Source organism: Lyngbya aestuarii BL J (assembly GCF_000478195.2).
In the GTDB taxonomy this organism is placed as follows: Bacteria; Cyanobacteriota; Cyanobacteriia; order Cyanobacteriales; family Microcoleaceae; genus Capilliphycus; species Capilliphycus aestuarii.
Genome location: NZ_AUZM01000004.1, coordinates 142,654 through 158,076 on the forward strand (window position 1 = coordinate 142,654; position 15,423 = coordinate 158,076).

The 15,423-nt window shown below is 39.4% G+C and carries 8 protein-coding genes and 1 pseudogene; 5 read left to right on the forward strand and 4 right to left on the reverse strand.

Going from position 1 to position 15,423, the window contains the following annotated elements:
* Positions 1-6: 6 nt before the first annotated feature.
* The 3 genes from M595_RS03250 to M595_RS03260 all read right to left on the reverse strand — a co-directional run bounded on the left by M595_RS03250 (position 7) and on the right by M595_RS03260 (position 6,158).
* The gene (locus M595_RS03250; RefSeq protein WP_023064576.1) at positions 7-2,271 is read right to left on the reverse strand and encodes a hypothetical protein; all 2,265 of its coding nucleotides are present in this window, start codon (positions 2,269-2,271) and stop codon (positions 7-9) included.
* A gap of 18 nt (positions 2,272-2,289) precedes the next feature.
* A complete protein-coding gene (locus M595_RS03255; RefSeq protein ID WP_023064528.1) occupies positions 2,290-4,164 on the reverse strand; it encodes a GtrA family protein in 1,875 nt (624 codons plus the stop codon).
* A 275-nt stretch (positions 4,165-4,439) separates the two neighbouring features.
* On the reverse strand, positions 4,440-6,158 hold the full coding sequence (locus tag M595_RS03260; RefSeq protein ID WP_023064582.1) for a glycosyltransferase family protein: 1,719 nt from the start codon (positions 6,156-6,158) through the stop codon (positions 4,440-4,442).
* A 456-nt stretch (positions 6,159-6,614) separates the two neighbouring features.
* Here M595_RS03260 and glmM point away from each other — a divergent pair, with 456 nt between their 5' ends.
* The 4 genes from glmM (at position 6,615) to hpsO (ending at position 12,384) form a co-directional block, all read left to right on the forward strand.
* The gene (gene glmM / locus M595_RS03265) at positions 6,615-8,021 is read left to right on the forward strand and encodes a phosphoglucosamine mutase (RefSeq protein ID WP_375339230.1); all 1,407 of its coding nucleotides are present in this window, start codon (positions 6,615-6,617) and stop codon (positions 8,019-8,021) included.
* Positions 8,022-8,314: 293 nt separating this feature from the next.
* Positions 8,315-9,928, forward strand: coding sequence for a hormogonium polysaccharide biosynthesis protein HpsL (gene hpsL / locus M595_RS03270; RefSeq protein WP_023064469.1), 1,614 nt, complete (start codon positions 8,315-8,317; stop codon positions 9,926-9,928).
* A 218-nt stretch (positions 9,929-10,146) separates the two neighbouring features.
* Positions 10,147-11,145, forward strand: coding sequence for a hormogonium polysaccharide biosynthesis glycosyltransferase HpsN (hpsN, locus tag M595_RS03275; RefSeq protein WP_023064562.1), 999 nt, complete (start codon positions 10,147-10,149; stop codon positions 11,143-11,145).
* Positions 11,146-11,208: 63 nt separating this feature from the next.
* On the forward strand, positions 11,209-12,384 hold the full coding sequence (gene hpsO, locus M595_RS03280; protein WP_023064595.1) for a hormogonium polysaccharide biosynthesis glycosyltransferase HpsO: 1,176 nt from the start codon (positions 11,209-11,211) through the stop codon (positions 12,382-12,384).
* Positions 12,385-12,551: 167 nt separating this feature from the next.
* Here hpsO and M595_RS03285 read toward each other — a convergent pair.
* Positions 12,552-13,797 (reverse strand): annotated as a pseudogene (locus tag M595_RS03285) (RNA-guided endonuclease InsQ/TnpB family protein).
* A 278-nt stretch (positions 13,798-14,075) separates the two neighbouring features.
* Between M595_RS03285 and accA the strand changes: the two are divergent.
* A complete protein-coding gene (gene accA / locus M595_RS03290) occupies positions 14,076-15,056 on the forward strand; it encodes an acetyl-CoA carboxylase carboxyl transferase subunit alpha (RefSeq protein WP_023064596.1) in 981 nt (326 codons plus the stop codon).
* Positions 15,057-15,423: the final 367 nt, after the last annotated feature.

Below are 15,423 nucleotides of genomic sequence, written 5' to 3' on the forward strand. Positions count from 1 at the left end.
TTTATTTTACAGTCGCATGGCTTGAGTTACTTCTACAGGAATTTCCGATCCAATTTGGGTTAATGTTTCGGTTTCTGCATCATACGCCCAAACTTTTAATACCGTATTTCCTAGAGGTAAAACTGTCGTGGGAACTCGAATAAACCAACCCGATTGACTATACTCAAATACCGATAAAACTTCAGCTACATCTGAACGATTTTGATTCACTTTTCCCACTGTAATAAGCTGATTTTGATCGCCATAGCTGAGATAAACTGCATCTGCGGGTTTTTGCTTTTCTGGTAAAACCGCCCATCCACTCATTTCTATAACATCATTTCTGTAAATGACTTCAGGGGGTATAACTTCTACAAATCCATTTTGAAAGTTGGTTTGAGGATTAGTTTCAATAAAACTCAAAAGGCGATTACTACGTTTCCAAAACCAATGAGACTGAACTAACTTATAAGGTCGATACTGGTGTAAAACATTCTGATAAATCAAAGCCGCAGAGTCAGATTTTAACACGCCATCCCAAGGATTTTCAAACCACATTTCATTGGTGAGTAAGATAATATTTGGTTGAGTTTTTTCTAACTCTTGAACGACTACTTTTTGAGCTTCGACAGGCTTAGAGTAGAGAACATAGCCATATTTTGAGCAAGAGGGTTTGTTAAATAAATAATACCATAATCCTTCAGAAGTGAGGTTGAAAAAGCAAGATTGTTGATCGACTTCTGGTTTCATTACCGTTAAAGCTTCTAAGTAATCCTGTTTCAGAATTTGAGCATCAGTAAAAGATAATCGACTAGGTAATTTGACAATTTTATTGATAGCTGTTTGTAAATTAAATCCAGGTTCAGAACGAATTAAGCTGAAAACTAAAATAACAATTAGAATTTGATGAATAGAATTAAGTTTAAGGTGTTCTAACTGCGGTTGTAAATATTGACGAAAGCCAATATAACTCAAATAAGCCAGTAAAAAAACAGTTGCAATTGTACCATGATAAGCATGACCTAAATCACTACGATCAAGGGTAATTCGCATATAAACAACCGACGCAGAAAGCAGTAATATAAGTAAATAATTTCTCTGAACAAAAGGACGAAATTTTGAATTTTCTGTCATAAAATCCAACAATAAATAAACCAACACAAAAGTTTGAATTAGCATCGCTAACCAAAAGTTCTGTGAGATGAAAGTCATCTCTAGAGGAGGTAAAGGAATAAAAGAGATATATCGACCGTATTTTCCCCAGTAGAGAACGTGCGAACCAATCGCTAAAACCTGTTCAATTCCTAAAAGTGCTGTGATTAAAATTAGAGAAAGAATCACACCTGTTAAAGAACTAAAAATCCAAGTTTTAGCCGTTTTTTTATCTAAAAACAAGCTCAAAACCAGACTAAAAACATAAACCGCTAAAAAGTAAATTGCGCGGTCATAAACATATAAAAAACTCGCCGAAACTGATGCACCTAAGATAATTCCTAACAGTTGTGCTTGTTTCGGTTTAATATCAATGACTCTAAAACATCTCAGAGTAAGAGCCAACTGAAGCATGAAAAAAGTTCCTCGTCGTCCATCAAATTTAAACAAAATTCCATCTAAAATACAAAATAATAAACAGGATGCTAAAAAAATGGGTAAACGGGATTTTTTAAGTTTTGTAGCTCCGGTTAGTTCCCAGAAAATCCAGAAATATCCTAAACTTGTAATTACATTTTCAATGTTAACAAATAAACGAGTTAGAGCAATACCATTATCATTAAAAGTGAACAAAGTTGCTAACCAAGTCGGTAGAACATCCATTCCCCAACCATGAATTAAAACAGTATTAATAAAAGGTTTTTCTAACTGAAGAAAATTGGGTAAAAATCCTAGATACTCTCCTTCGTGAAAAGAATCAATTAAAGTCTCTTTAATCTTAAATTGATCGAAGGGAATATTAATTACCCAAGCTGTTAATAATATTCCTGCTGTGACAACCCACACTCGTTGATCTTTAACAAAAGATAAAATAGTCTGAAAAATAGATTCAAGTGTTTTCCCCTTAATCTTTAAACTTATAACCGCTACAAGAGGTGGAACTAACAAAAGAATCAAATATTTCAAATAGTCTGTATAAGGGCTAATATTTTCCAAGTAAGCCAGTGAAATGACATCGGTTTTATTTCCCAGTGGAATCTGAATTTGATTCACAATTGGAACTAAAACAACCCAACTCAGTAGGGTGAGACAAATAACCCAATCTAAACGCGGCTTAGAACTATTTTCACGATTAAACATTAGCAGTTAAGTTAGAGTTTAAGTCTCAATTTCTGAAAGCTTAGAAGCCGATTGTGGTTGAGAAAAAGAATACAGTTTATGACCTGTAAAACTAATCATCGCTACACAAGCAGAGCTGACTAAACGAGCGAGAGTTGGATTCCAATCCGCTTCATTAATTAACAGTTGTAATAGTCCTAAATTTGCTAACAAACTATTCAATGCAACGGAAGTAAAAACTGCATATTGAATCCACCAATTATTCCAATAAATTCCAAAAACGAAGCGACGACTCAGCCAAAAGTTGGTACTCAATCCAAAAAACCAACTAATCCCTAAAGCATAAACATACCATAAGCCTGCTTGAGTTAAGAGCGAAAACACAAGAACATCAACTAGAGTTGCAGTTCCTCCTGTAAACAGATAACCGCCAAATTGTTGTAGAATTTGAACCAATTTTCGACGCCGATAAACCCCAGTTTTTTTAGCAACTGTTGTGGCGGCTTCTGCGTTGGCTTCTTCGACGTATTCGCTATCACTATTCACCGCCCAAAGATCATGTTTATTCGGTGTTAGAACATTCTCAGCCGCGAGAATTCCCATTAATAAACTATGGTCTTGATTGTTATACTTAAATGCACCATAGCGACCAATTAATTGTAGGTTTTTAAAAGATTGTAGATAAGCTTTAATTTCGCCCAACGCTTCTTTGTAGTTTCCTGCATAAATTGGATAAGTTCGAGGTAAACGGACGACAAAACCATCAACAACTTTTTCTTGTTTTAATAACCCTATTTTTCGGAGTTCTGCTTCTGCTTTAATCCGCAGTTCATCTTCTGGACATTGCCATAAATCATCCTCAAAGTTACACCAATATTCACAACAAAGGGGGGTTTGCTGAGAGTTGGGAAGCATCTCGGGCGACCAATTGGCAAAGTTTGTGACTCGCCCTAACTGAACTCTAGGATCATTAATATACAGCCAATTATCAGGAAATAAATTACCGGATTCTACAATCACATACACTAAGATTGTATTGCGAAATTTGAGAGAGTTTGCAGCTTGAATGACTTCTACCGGAGGAGAAGATTCGATTTGCTGCATTAAGTGAGTAATCGGAATTGAAGAAATAACATTACCACAAGGAACGGTTTTCTGTTCTTGAGTTTGACGATTTTTGAGAGTAACGTGAGTCACTTTAAAATTATCGTGATGAACTCGAACCACTTCAGTATTTAATAAAACAGTTTGATTGTTTTCCTGGAGATAATCGACGATTTTTTCATAAAGTTGACCGGAACCTAAACGGGGAAATTGAAATTGATAAATTAGTGTTTTAACTTTGCCATCATTGCCGAAAATTGCATTCCGAGCTGCTTTAATAAAAGATAAACCTTTAATTCTTTGAGCCGCCCAATCTGCACTAATCTGATTACAAGGAATTCCCCAAAGTTTTTCAGTATATCCTTGAAAGAAAATCTCAAATAGTCGCCGCCCAAACTTATCAATTACCCATTCTGCAAAGTTATTTGGATTCTTCTTGGGAAACAAACGAGCCGCAAAATAAGAACTAATAATTCGTAAGTTTTCCAACCAACCCAGAGCGAATAAAACCTGTTTAGCTTTGAGGGGATAACTAAAATATTTCCCTCCATAATAAATGCGAGTGAGGCGATTAACAGTGACTTGTTCCTCTTTTAAAACCTGATTCCACAGCTTCAAAACCGGAGCCAGTTTGGTATAAAATCGATGCGGCCCGTAGTCAAGAATAAATCCTTTATATTCAAAGCTTTTCGCCAGTCCACCAACTTGAGTATCTCGTTCAACAACGACAACTCGTTGACCTTGCTGGGTCAAATTATATGCTGCTGCGAGTCCCGCAGGCCCACCACCTAAAATGTAAATCGGCTCCATCACACCAAACTTAAAATTTGCCAAATTGTAATAATGATACCTCATTCATTCCGAATTGTGGCGAAACCTGAGATATTGAGATTAAATTCAGTAATCTCATTTATTCTGGAAGAAATAGGGTTTGATCAGATCATTAAGGTCATTATTAAGCGAATGTGCATCTAGATTTTAGATCGACTCCATTGTGGAAAAGCTTTCAATTGATCTTTCTATCTCTCCACTTCTCTATTACGCTTAATTAAAAATTTCAATGCGTGACAACAGTTTAGCGGGGTTTAAAGTTGGTCAACTAATTTACCTGACGAATAAAACACCAAATCTTCGACTCTGGTTAAATCGATAAACCGCAGTTCATATTGATGATATTCTAAATTTGTGACTTGGTAGCTTTCTGTCTCTAAATCATTTTTATTCCAGGCATAGAATGAGGCTAAAGGATTATAAAGTTGAAATTGATAAACCCCCACTTCAGGATTATTCACCAAGATACTATCATTCGCTTCAACTAAACTATGATTCATCACAATTTGAATATTATTGGTGGTGAACTTGACATTTTCAAAAGCGGGATTAAATTTTTTGCGGTGAAACTCAATCTCAAATTGATTACTCGGATCAAATAAATAAAGACCTTGAATTAGTCCAGTTCGATAGATATAAGCACCATGATAGTTATCCGGTAAACTATTAATAATTACTTGACTCTTAGGGATTTCCTGCAAACTCACTAAAAGATCTTCAGAGATTTTTGCTGCTGTATTCCAGTTTTGATTGAGATCATAGACTGACGTGCCAAAATACAGTAATATTGCACTCGAAACAATTAAAATTAACGCCAAATTTTGTAAAATTACAATCAAGATAATTGCCAAGAAAATCGCTGCAAATCCTGAAGCAAAATATAAATATCGTTCTCCTTGAGTATCAATCATAGAGACAGAAACCGTAATTGCAGGTAAAACTAGAGTGAAAAAAGACCCAATCAAAAAAACTAAAATCGGGGGAACTTCAGAGAACTGAGGACGACGTTTCCAACAAACGATTAAACTAAACAGAAATAATACAACTAACCCTAAAAATGCAATGAACCAAAATGTAAAATCTGATTCAAGTCTAGGAGTGACAAAAGTTCGAGTCGGGTAAATGACCAAATTTTGTAAGATTCTATCCAGATCAAAACTTAAGTGAACTTCTTCTCCATATCCGCCAACCAATTCACCCAATTTTAAAAAACGGCTACAAAAGTAAATAATTAAAACCCAAATATAAAGTGAACAGATTGAAAACCGTCCGGCTAAAGTATTACGATTATTTTGTAGAATAAAATATTCATAGAGTTCAAAGAGTATAATTAAACCGGGATAAGTAACAACTGATTCTTTGGAGAGTAAAGCCGCAAAGAATGACAAAGCTGAAAAAATCAATAATCGAGGGGGAAAATAATATTTATAGCTGAGATAAAATACAAAAGAAAGTAAACCAAAAAATGTCGCAACTCCATCCGTTCGAGCGGAAATCCAAGAAACAACCTCGGTATGACAAGGAAGTAATAGAAAAATCAACGCTGCTAAATAGGGAATCAATCGCTGATCCCTTGACTGAAATTTTAGATATTTCCCCAAGAAAAAAGCAATCAGTCCCACCCATAAACTATTCATCAAATGTAGCAAAAAATTAGTCAAATGATACCCAAAAGGATTAAGTCCCCAAACTTGATAATCTATAAAACTAATTAAACTTAAAACCGGTCGAAAAAATAACGATTGACCATGTTGCTGATTTACCCACAATCCCCAAGGCCCTAACTCAGAAAATAAAGCAATTAGCACAAAATCATCAGACAGAAAAAAATCATTAAAAACAGAAGAATAGGCAAAAACGCCACAACTAACGATCAAACTCACAATCAATAGAGAATAAATCCAGTGGGGAAACTGCTTGAACGATTGTTTAGATACTGACATCGACGACTTTAAATCAGATTGAGAACTCATTATTTTCACCTGGATTAAAAATTAAAATAAAACACCAATAATCGGGGGTTAGACTCTGTATAATTAGGAGTCATCTAGACTCTTGATCAATGGATACTCAAGCCGGAATACAGCTAAACTTTAGTTGTAGCCAATCCTTCCCGATGCCACCCATAAACTACAAATTTGTATTCTATCTCGATGAATAAAAAATTGAATTAAATTTCTCAGTTCTGAATACAATAAAGGCAAGCTTTACAAATCCACTACCTTCTGAAGTAAAATTCAACTTGCATCTTTAGAGAATACCCTCACTGAAGCCTGGTAAAAATCCATTCAGTATTCATCTTCAGTTCCGGACATGGTATCCTCCACAATGAATGTGTGAGTACCTTGAGGAGTGAACTGATTATGGTCGTAGCATCCGCCCCAACTCAAGATGGAGGACTGCATCAGCCCGCTAAACCAACACAATTTATGAGACAATCTCCAATTAACTTTTTTGGCAGTATCACCGAACTCCCGGCTACACCCTTATTTGGCACCGATGGTATCCGAGGACGAGTCGGAGAACTCTTGAGCGCTCCCCTAGCCCTACAAGTTGGCTTTTGGGCTGGACAAGTTCTTCGCCAACAAACCCATAATCGGGGCCCGGTACTTCTCGGTCAGGATAGCAGAAACTCTGGCAATATGTTAGCAATGGCATTGTCAGCAGGTCTAACAGCCGCAGGACTTGAAGTCTGGTATTTAGGCCTCTGTCCGACTCCAGGCGTTGCTTATCTCACCAGTACCAGTGAAGCCATCGGGGGCGTGATGATTTCCGCCAGCCACAACCCTCCAGAAGACAACGGAATTAAATTTTTTGGTTCAGAGGGTACAAAACTCCCTTCAGACGTACAGCAGCAAATAGAAGCCGCTCTGCGAGGACAAGCAAACTTTCCAGTCAGTTTCGGGAACTGTGGACAACACCACCATCGCTGTGAACTGGTAGAGGACTACGCCCAATCTCTACATCGTCCCCTGCTTCCGACTTTAAACCTCGAAGGGATGCGAATTGTTTTAGATTTAGCTTGGGGTGCTGCGGTTCATCTGGCGCCGAAAGTCTTCCGGCAAATGGGCGCTGAAGTCATTTGTCTCCATGACCAACCCGACGGTCATCAGATTAACGTCAATTGCGGTTCCACCCATCTCGGACGCCTACAACAAGCCGTTTTAGAAACAAAAGCAGATATGGGCTTTGCCTTTGATGGCGATGCAGACAGAGTTTTAGCCGTTGATAGTCAAGGTCGGGCAGTCGATGGCGACTACATTCTCTACTTCTGGGGTCAAACCCTCAGCCAAGCCGGACAACTTCCCGAAAATTTGATTATTTCTACCGTGATGGCAAACTTAGGCTTTGAACGGGCTTGGCAACAAAAGGGAGGTCAGTTGACTCGGACTGCCGTTGGCGACCAACACGTTCACGCTGAAATGAAACGCACCGGGGCGATGTTAGGGGGCGAACAATCGGGTCATATTCTTTGCCATCATTATGCGATGACAGGAGATGGTTTATTAACCGCCCTGCATATTGCTGCATTAGTCAAGCGTTCAGGTGTGACTCTGGCAACATTAGTAGACGAAAGTTTCCAAACCTATCCCCAATTATTGCGAAATGTTCGAGTAGAAGACGTTAACCGTCGTCGCAACTGGAAACAGTGTGAACCCCTGATCAATGCAATTCAAGAAGCAGAAACCGAAATGGGCGATCAAGGCCGGATTTTAGTACGGGCATCGGGGACTGAACCTGTAATTCGGGTGATGGTTGAAGCCATTCGCAACGAACTCGCTAATCTGTGGGCCGACCGCTTGGTTTCCGTCGTTCAGCACCATCTCGCCGTCTAATAAACTCACTTTAAAATTTCAAATTTTTAAATCGGGTCGTCGGAAGCGATCGCATCATTAGATGTTCAATTCCTGGCGATCCGATTGCTATTTGCCATGACCGTCTGACATACCGGACATTTTGAATTAGATTGTTATAATGGCTAATTAGTGAAAAATTATCTTAGCTTTGATTAACAAAAGCTTGATTTTGAGATCAGGGATTGCTGCATCAAAATAATAAAAATAAACATCAGATAATTTTTTAAAAAGTAATAAAATAGAATTTATTTCTCAGCTAGGGTAAGCAAAAGATGGTTGTCAAACAAAAATCTAAGCGCAATAAATCAAAGAAAAAAAAAGCAAGTTCTCAACCCAAAATCAGTAAAAAAGAACTCAAAATTCGCAAACAAAAAACCGCCAAAGAAATCAAAAAACTAATGTCCTTAGTGTCTTCGGTTGGGGTTTTAGCGGTACTGGTTGGCGTGGCTTTATTTTTTGTCAAAGATGAGAAACTGGCGATCGCAGGTGGTGGCGGTATTCTAGTTGCTACATTGTCCTACAAATACCCCATGCAAGGACTGTGGGCATTCCTGATCTATCTACCTTTTTCAGGAACGATAACCTACTGGATTGGTGGGGGAAATGCACTCTTTCAACTGGCCAAAGATGGCTTTTATTTTCCTGCCCTCATTGCCCTTGTTCAAGAATTAAAACGTCAACATAAACCCTTTCTTGTTCACAAAGCCGTTAAAACTCCACTTTTTATTCTGCTGGGTTTTTGTCTACTGACACTCATCTTAGTTAACGGTTTACAACAACTTGATCCACCCTATCCCAATGACAAACCTATTTTAATGGGAATTCTTGGACTCAAAGTTTTTCTTGGGTATGTTCCATTAATGACCTGCGCTTATTATCAAATCAAAGATCAAAAATCCTTACTTTTTCTAACCCGGATGACCGTAGTTTTAGCAATTATTTGTTGTGTTTTAGGAGTGATGCAGTATCAATTTCTGGTTTCCGGGCGTTGTCAAGGAACAGACCATTTAAGCGGAGATGATTTATTTAAAGCAACCCTCGATGCAAAATGCTTAGTTGGCGGTTCATTAGTCTTTAGTCCCTCACAAAGCATGATCCGTTTACCCGGTACTTTTGTCGCCCCTTGGCAATGGGCTTGGTTCCTCATTGCTAATGCCTTTTTTACCTTTGCAACCGCCTTTAGTGATCCTTCCCCAATCTGGCGAATGGTGGGCTTAGGAGGGATGGCGTTAGTGTTTGTCAATTCAGCAATTTCAGGTCAACGAATTGCCCTCGCTTTAGTTCCTTTAGTAACAGTAATTCTTCTAGTTTTAACGGGTCAAGTTACCAACTTAAAACGGTTTCTTCCCATTGCTGCCGGACTGGGTTTAGTCTTAGGAATTGCCGTCATTGCTAACCCCCAAATTATTCAAGAACGGATTGATAGTTTTGTCTCTCGTTGGGAAGCTTCCCCCCCAACCGCCTTTATCGCTGAACAGTTTGAACATAGTACAGGACGACAAGAAGGAATTTTTGGAAACGGACTCGGACGGGCCACCAATTCCACCCGAATTTTTGGGGAAACAAAACTGATCGAAACCTATTATCCTAAACTCATTTATGAACTCGGTCCGGTCGGAACCATTGGCTTTTTAGGATTAGTCACAACTCTCACCTTTACCACCTTTAAAACCTATCGTTCCCTCAAAGAAAAAAATATTCGCAGCTTTGGGGCTTCGTTTTGGGTGTTTGTATTAATTATTAGTTATAACACTTACTATTATCCCCTAGATGTCGATCCCGTTGCCGTTTATTATTGGTATTTTGTTGGGGTGATTTATCGACTTCCCGACATCGACAAACAAGAACTAAAACGACTCAAAGAGGAAGAAGAACAAGGGGGTTAATTCATAACCCGTCAACAATGATAAATTATCAATGATCAATCTTCCCTGATTCCCAACTCCCAACTTCTTTTGAGATCCCATCACCTGTAACGTAACTTAACTGAAATTCACTTGGGCATCGAAGATTGAGGGGGTACAATATTGATAAACAAACTCCCCGTTTAAATTAAGTCCCCTTTTCCCCTCATTACTCGTTTAGATTTTAGCGAAAATCACCTATGGACTGGCCTAAAATTTCTGTCATTATTCCCACCTATAACCGCGAGGAAGCTTTGCGGGAAACCTTAGTTGATGTTCTCAAACAAGACTATCCCCAGTTTGAAGTCTTAGTCGTCGATCAAACTCATTCTCATCAAAGCGAAACTCAAACCTATTTAGAAGAACTTGCTAAGACCGGTAAAATTACATGGTATCGTCTAGAATGGGCAAGTTTACCCGGCGCCCGTAACTACGCAGTTCGACGTTCAACCGGGGACATTATCCTATTTATTGATGATGACGTTCAACTGACTGAAAGCTTTCTGACAGCCCATGCCAGTAATTATATCGCAGCCGGAACCTCTACCCCTAAAAATATTGGTGCCGTCGCTGGACGAGTTTTTGATCGCATGAAATTAGGAGATTCTGGAGGAGATTTAGTGATCGAAGAATTACCTCCCCAAGCTTCTGATCCGGGAATTGCTTGGTATCATATTGATTTAGTTCACACTGTTAAACCCCAACAAGTGATTTCCGCCCGAGGGTGTAATATGTCTTTTCGGCGAGAAATTTTTGATCAACATGGTTTACATTTTGATGAACGGTTTAAAGGTAGTGCTGTTCGGGAAGAATCAGATTTTTGTTTACGAGTGCGAAAAACAGGCTATATTATTTGGTACGATCCTGAAGCGAATTTAGTTCATTTAGGCGAAGAAGTCGGAGGGTGTCACGATATTAGTACCCGTTCAATGCAATATCAAATTACCTTCTACCACAATCACTTTTTGATGGGGTTAAAAAACCTCACCTTGGGTCAATGTTTGCGCTTTTTTGCCAAACTATTTGATTGTCATGTTCTCGGACATCCTCCCTGTAATAAAAGTGGTTCTCCCCTGAAAGTCTTAACCCGATTTGTCTTTTACACATTAGGACTTTTTAAAGCCATTGGAACTCAGATTAAATCCCTTTGGAATCAAGGTCAAGTTTACACTCAGCAAGATGAATTAGCCCAAACTTAAAGGGTTTTGAGGGTTGAAAATTATCTTGTACTTTACTCCTTATTCTTCAATTTAGGCTAAACAATGAAAATTTTAGTTGCTAGCCATACTTATATCGTAGATCTCAACCGGGAAAAATGGCGGGCTTTAGCCCATCTCTCTCCGGAAATCGAAGTAACGCTTGTTGTTCCCCGTCGTTGGAAACCGGGAGGCGTTCAAAATAAAATTATTGATTCTGAATATTTAGATGAAGGATCTTTTAAAGTCGTTCCCGTTTCTAACTTCAGTCAAAACAATCAAGGCTTACTTACCTTTGGATTAGATTTAATTCCCCTTCTCCAAAACTTTAAACCAAATATTATCCAAGTTGAACAAGGTGCCAAAGCCATTACCTATTCTCAGTTTATTACCTGCAATAAACTCTTAGGACTGAAAGCTAAAAATGTCTTTTTTACTTGGTGGAATCTTCCCTACACGTTAAAATTTCCCATTTCCCTCATCGAAGCCTATAACCTCAAAAATACCGATGGAATTGTAGTGGGAAATCAAGACGGTTCAGATATTTTACGACAACGGGGTTACACGGGGGCGATGGAAGTTATGCCTCAACTAGGTGTCGATGAAAGTCTATTTAAACCCGATCCTCAACCCGAATTAAAAGCAGAATTGGGAATTCATTCTGATGAATTTGTTGTGGGGTTTGTCGGACGATTTGTGGAAGAAAAAGGACTTTTAACTTTGGTTGAAGCCTTGACAAAAGTACAAGAATTATCTTGGAAAGCGTTATTATTGGGTCGGGGAGAATTAAAACAACAAATTCTCGAAAAAGCCGCAGAATTTGGCATTAAAGATAGATTGATTTTTGTAGAAAGTGTTCCTCACGACGAGGTACAACGTTATATTAATGCCATGAACGTGTTGGTTTTACCTTCCGAAACCACTTACAAATTTAAAACCCTCACAGCAGTTGGCTGGAAAGAACAATTTGGTCATGTTTTAATTGAAGCAATGGCTTGTAAAGTTCCGGTTATTGGTTCAGACTCCGGTGAAATTCCTCATGTGATTGGGGAAGCCGGGTTAATTTTTCCTGAAGGAAAAGCCGAAGCATTGGGCGAAAGTCTACGTCAGTTAATCGAAAATCCCCAACGAACTGAAGATTTAGCCCAGCAAGGTTATGAACGGGCTTTGAGAAGTTATACCAATAAAGCCTTAGCCCAACAGTTACTAACTTTTTACCAAAAATTGATCTCCCCCAAATAAATGCTCTATTTCCTCTGAATTGATCAGTTTCTCAAATATTGGTGTTTTTCTTTGTGTCTTTGGAATAAGTTGCTCAAAAATTAAATTCTGAGTCAAGTTAATCAAAACATGAACTTAATTTAACTCAATCTTGACACTCCCCGCCATAAATGACGGAGATTCTTGGTTCACAGTTCACGCTTTCCAATGCAGGATTGCTCCAACATAAAAAGAGGCGGAAACTCCCCAAGCTTTAAAGATCCGGTCTGCCCGACCGTACTTAGAGCCTTTTTCAGAATGTTTTTAGCCGCATTAACATCCCTGTCTTCTGTATATCCGCAGTGAGGACAAATATGTGTTATTGTTGACAGAGATTTGACGACTTTCTTGCCACAGTTAGAGCAGTTTTGAGAGGTATTATGGGGAGATACTGGTATTGTTAGCTTCCCATATTTTATTGCAAAATATTCTAACCAATGACGAAAAATAGACCAACCCACATCTGAAATTGATTTGGCTAAATGTCGATTTTTGACCATACCTTTAACATTTAAGGCGACCTAGGCAACCAAATCGTTAGATTGGATTACGCAGTATGCAACTCGCTTGCAATACTCTTTACGCTGCCTGCTTACTCTTAAATGTTTTCGGGCATACCGACATCTTGCCTTGTGGTAATTTTTAGACTGCGGTTTGACTCCTCGAACGTACTTTTTGGATTTTTTGCGATTAGCACGATTTAATTGTTTTTCAGATGAACGATAGAATTGGGGATTTTCAACAGTATTTCCGAAGCTATCAGCCAAAAAATATTTAATCCCAACATCTAATCCTATCGCTTTTCCCGTTGGTTCAGTTTCAATTCGCACATCAACTGAAATGGCAAACTGCACGTAGTACCCGTCTGCTCTCCTGACCAACCGAACTCGCTTAATATCTTTGAGTTGGTAAAAATTAAGGTCATAAGTTCCCTTTAGCTTCAGCTTACCGATTCCGTTTTTATCGGTAAAGGTAATTGCTTTTCTGTTTTCCGAAAGCTTCCAGCCGGAAGACTTGTACTCAACAGAACGAGCGTTTTTTTTGAACCTGGGAAACCCTTTTCTTGGTGCGCTTCCTCTAGCGGCTTGCGAAGCCGCGAGGTCGCACCGCTTCTTTCCGGGGGTTTTTTTCTTGCAGTTGTCGTAAAATCGACTAATCGCACTCCACGCACATTCTGCCGCAGACTGTCTCGCTTGAGAGTTGAGCTTGTTTGCAAAGGTATATTGTTTCGCCAATATCAAGCAATTGCTTGTTGAGGTCATACTTCCCCACCCTAATATTATCCATCCAATGCCTCAAGCATTTATTGCGGATGAACTGATAGGTTCGGATTGCCTCATCAATTGCTTGATACTGACTATTTTTACCTTTTGCTTTGAACTCGAAGACTATCAAGTTTAGATCTATCGCGATTAATTTACGCTGACCATACTAGCATAGAATTGCAAAAGCAACCGTGTCGAACAGTTACTTTTTACCTTGGGGAGTCCATGTCCTGATAAAAATTCAAGATTCAACTTCAGAGAAAAGCGATAAAATCAGAAAGAGATTCAGACCGATGAAAATATTAACATTCACAGCCGGGAGGAAATCCGAAGAACCCAAGTGACTAAAAATGTCCCGTTTTTCGATACAATAGAAGTTATGTACCCCATGCGATCAAAACTCTGAGTGTGGCAAGTCCAAACCGCAAAACCATCCTACTTGACTTTGAAAAGCCTCTAGCCGAACTGGAATCTCGCATTGACCAGATTCGCCAGTTAGCAGAGGAAAATAGCGTTGATGTCTCCGATCAAATTCATCAGTTAGAAGCCCGTGCGACTCAACTGCGACAAGAGATTTTCAGCACCCTCTCTCCCTCCCAACGACTGCAACTCGCTCGTCATCCTCGTCGTCCAAGTACCTTAGATTACATTCAAGCCATGAGCGAGGAATGGATCGAACTGCATGGCGATCGCTCGGGTTCCGATGATCCGGCGTTAGTTGGTGGAATTGGACGGTTAGCCGGACAACCCGTCGTGATTTTGGGTCATCAAAAAGGCCGCGATACCAAAGATAATGTCGCGCGAAACTTCGGTATGGCAGCACCCGGAGGCTACCGTAAAGCCATGCGGTTGATGGAACACGCCAACCATTTTGGAATGCCGATCATCACCTTTATTGATACACCAGGAGCTTGGGCAGGTGTAGATGCAGAAAAACTCGGTCAAGGAGAAGCGATCGCCTACAACTTGCGAGAAATGTTTCGCCTGGATGTACCGATTATTTGTACCGTCATTGGAGAAGGGGGTTCTGGAGGAGCGTTAGGAATTGGGGTTGGTGAACGGTTGTTAATGTTGGAGCATTCGGTGTATACAGTGGCTTCTCCTGAAGCCTGTGCTGCAATTTTGTGGAAAGATGCCTCCAAAGCGGCTCAAGCCGCACAAGCCCTAAAAATTACGGCGACAGACTTAAAAGAATTAGGAATTATTGATCGTATCGTTCCCGAACCGGAGGGCGGCGCTCACGCTAACCCGATTAAAGCAGCTGAACAACTCAAACAAGCCTTGTTGGAATGTTTAGAGGAATTGATGAGTCTGAGCAACCAGCAACGGCGAGAAATGCGTTATCAAAAATTCCGACAGATGGGGATTTTTGCTGAAGAACTCGCTTAACGCCATTGTTGAGAATTTTAACTGTTTTTCAGGTTGAGCGAAGGTCGAAGTGATCATACTCAGTGCGTTTTTTCAGCGTCTGTATCCGCAAAAGTTATACAGATCTTGCTGATCCCTTCTGCTTCATCCTTGATTTAATCTCTGTTGTGCGATCAATCTCATCGAGATTTTGGATAAACCTAGAAGATGGTATAATAGCTAAGTAACAAATCTTTACAGATTGATCAGATTTGTCCAGGATAGATTTGCTACAGCATTTCCACCGTCAGACCCCCTGTTTTTCAGCAGAGGATCAAAGGTGATGGATTGGGAAAAGCTTGCCTGTAACGAACGGAAGTTGCAGCAGTGAGTTTCTATTCATCAGGCT

Coding starts and splice junctions, on each gene's coding strand:
- hpsO (WP_023064595.1), top strand. CDS start 11,209: ATGAAAATTTTAGTTGCTAGCCATACTTATATCGTAGATCTCAACCGG.
- M595_RS03255 (WP_023064528.1), bottom strand. CDS start 4,164: ATGGAGCCGATTTACATTTTAGGTGGTGGGCCTGCGGGACTCGCAGCA.
- hpsN (WP_023064562.1), top strand. CDS start 10,147: ATGGACTGGCCTAAAATTTCTGTCATTATTCCCACCTATAACCGCGAG.
- M595_RS03260 (WP_023064582.1), bottom strand. CDS start 6,158: ATGAGTTCTCAATCTGATTTAAAGTCGTCGATGTCAGTATCTAAACAA.
- hpsL (WP_023064469.1), top strand. CDS start 8,315: ATGGTTGTCAAACAAAAATCTAAGCGCAATAAATCAAAGAAAAAAAAA.
- M595_RS03250 (WP_023064576.1), bottom strand. CDS start 2,271: ATGTTTAATCGTGAAAATAGTTCTAAGCCGCGTTTAGATTGGGTTATT.
- glmM (WP_375339230.1), top strand. CDS start 6,615: ATGAGACAATCTCCAATTAACTTTTTTGGCAGTATCACCGAACTCCCG.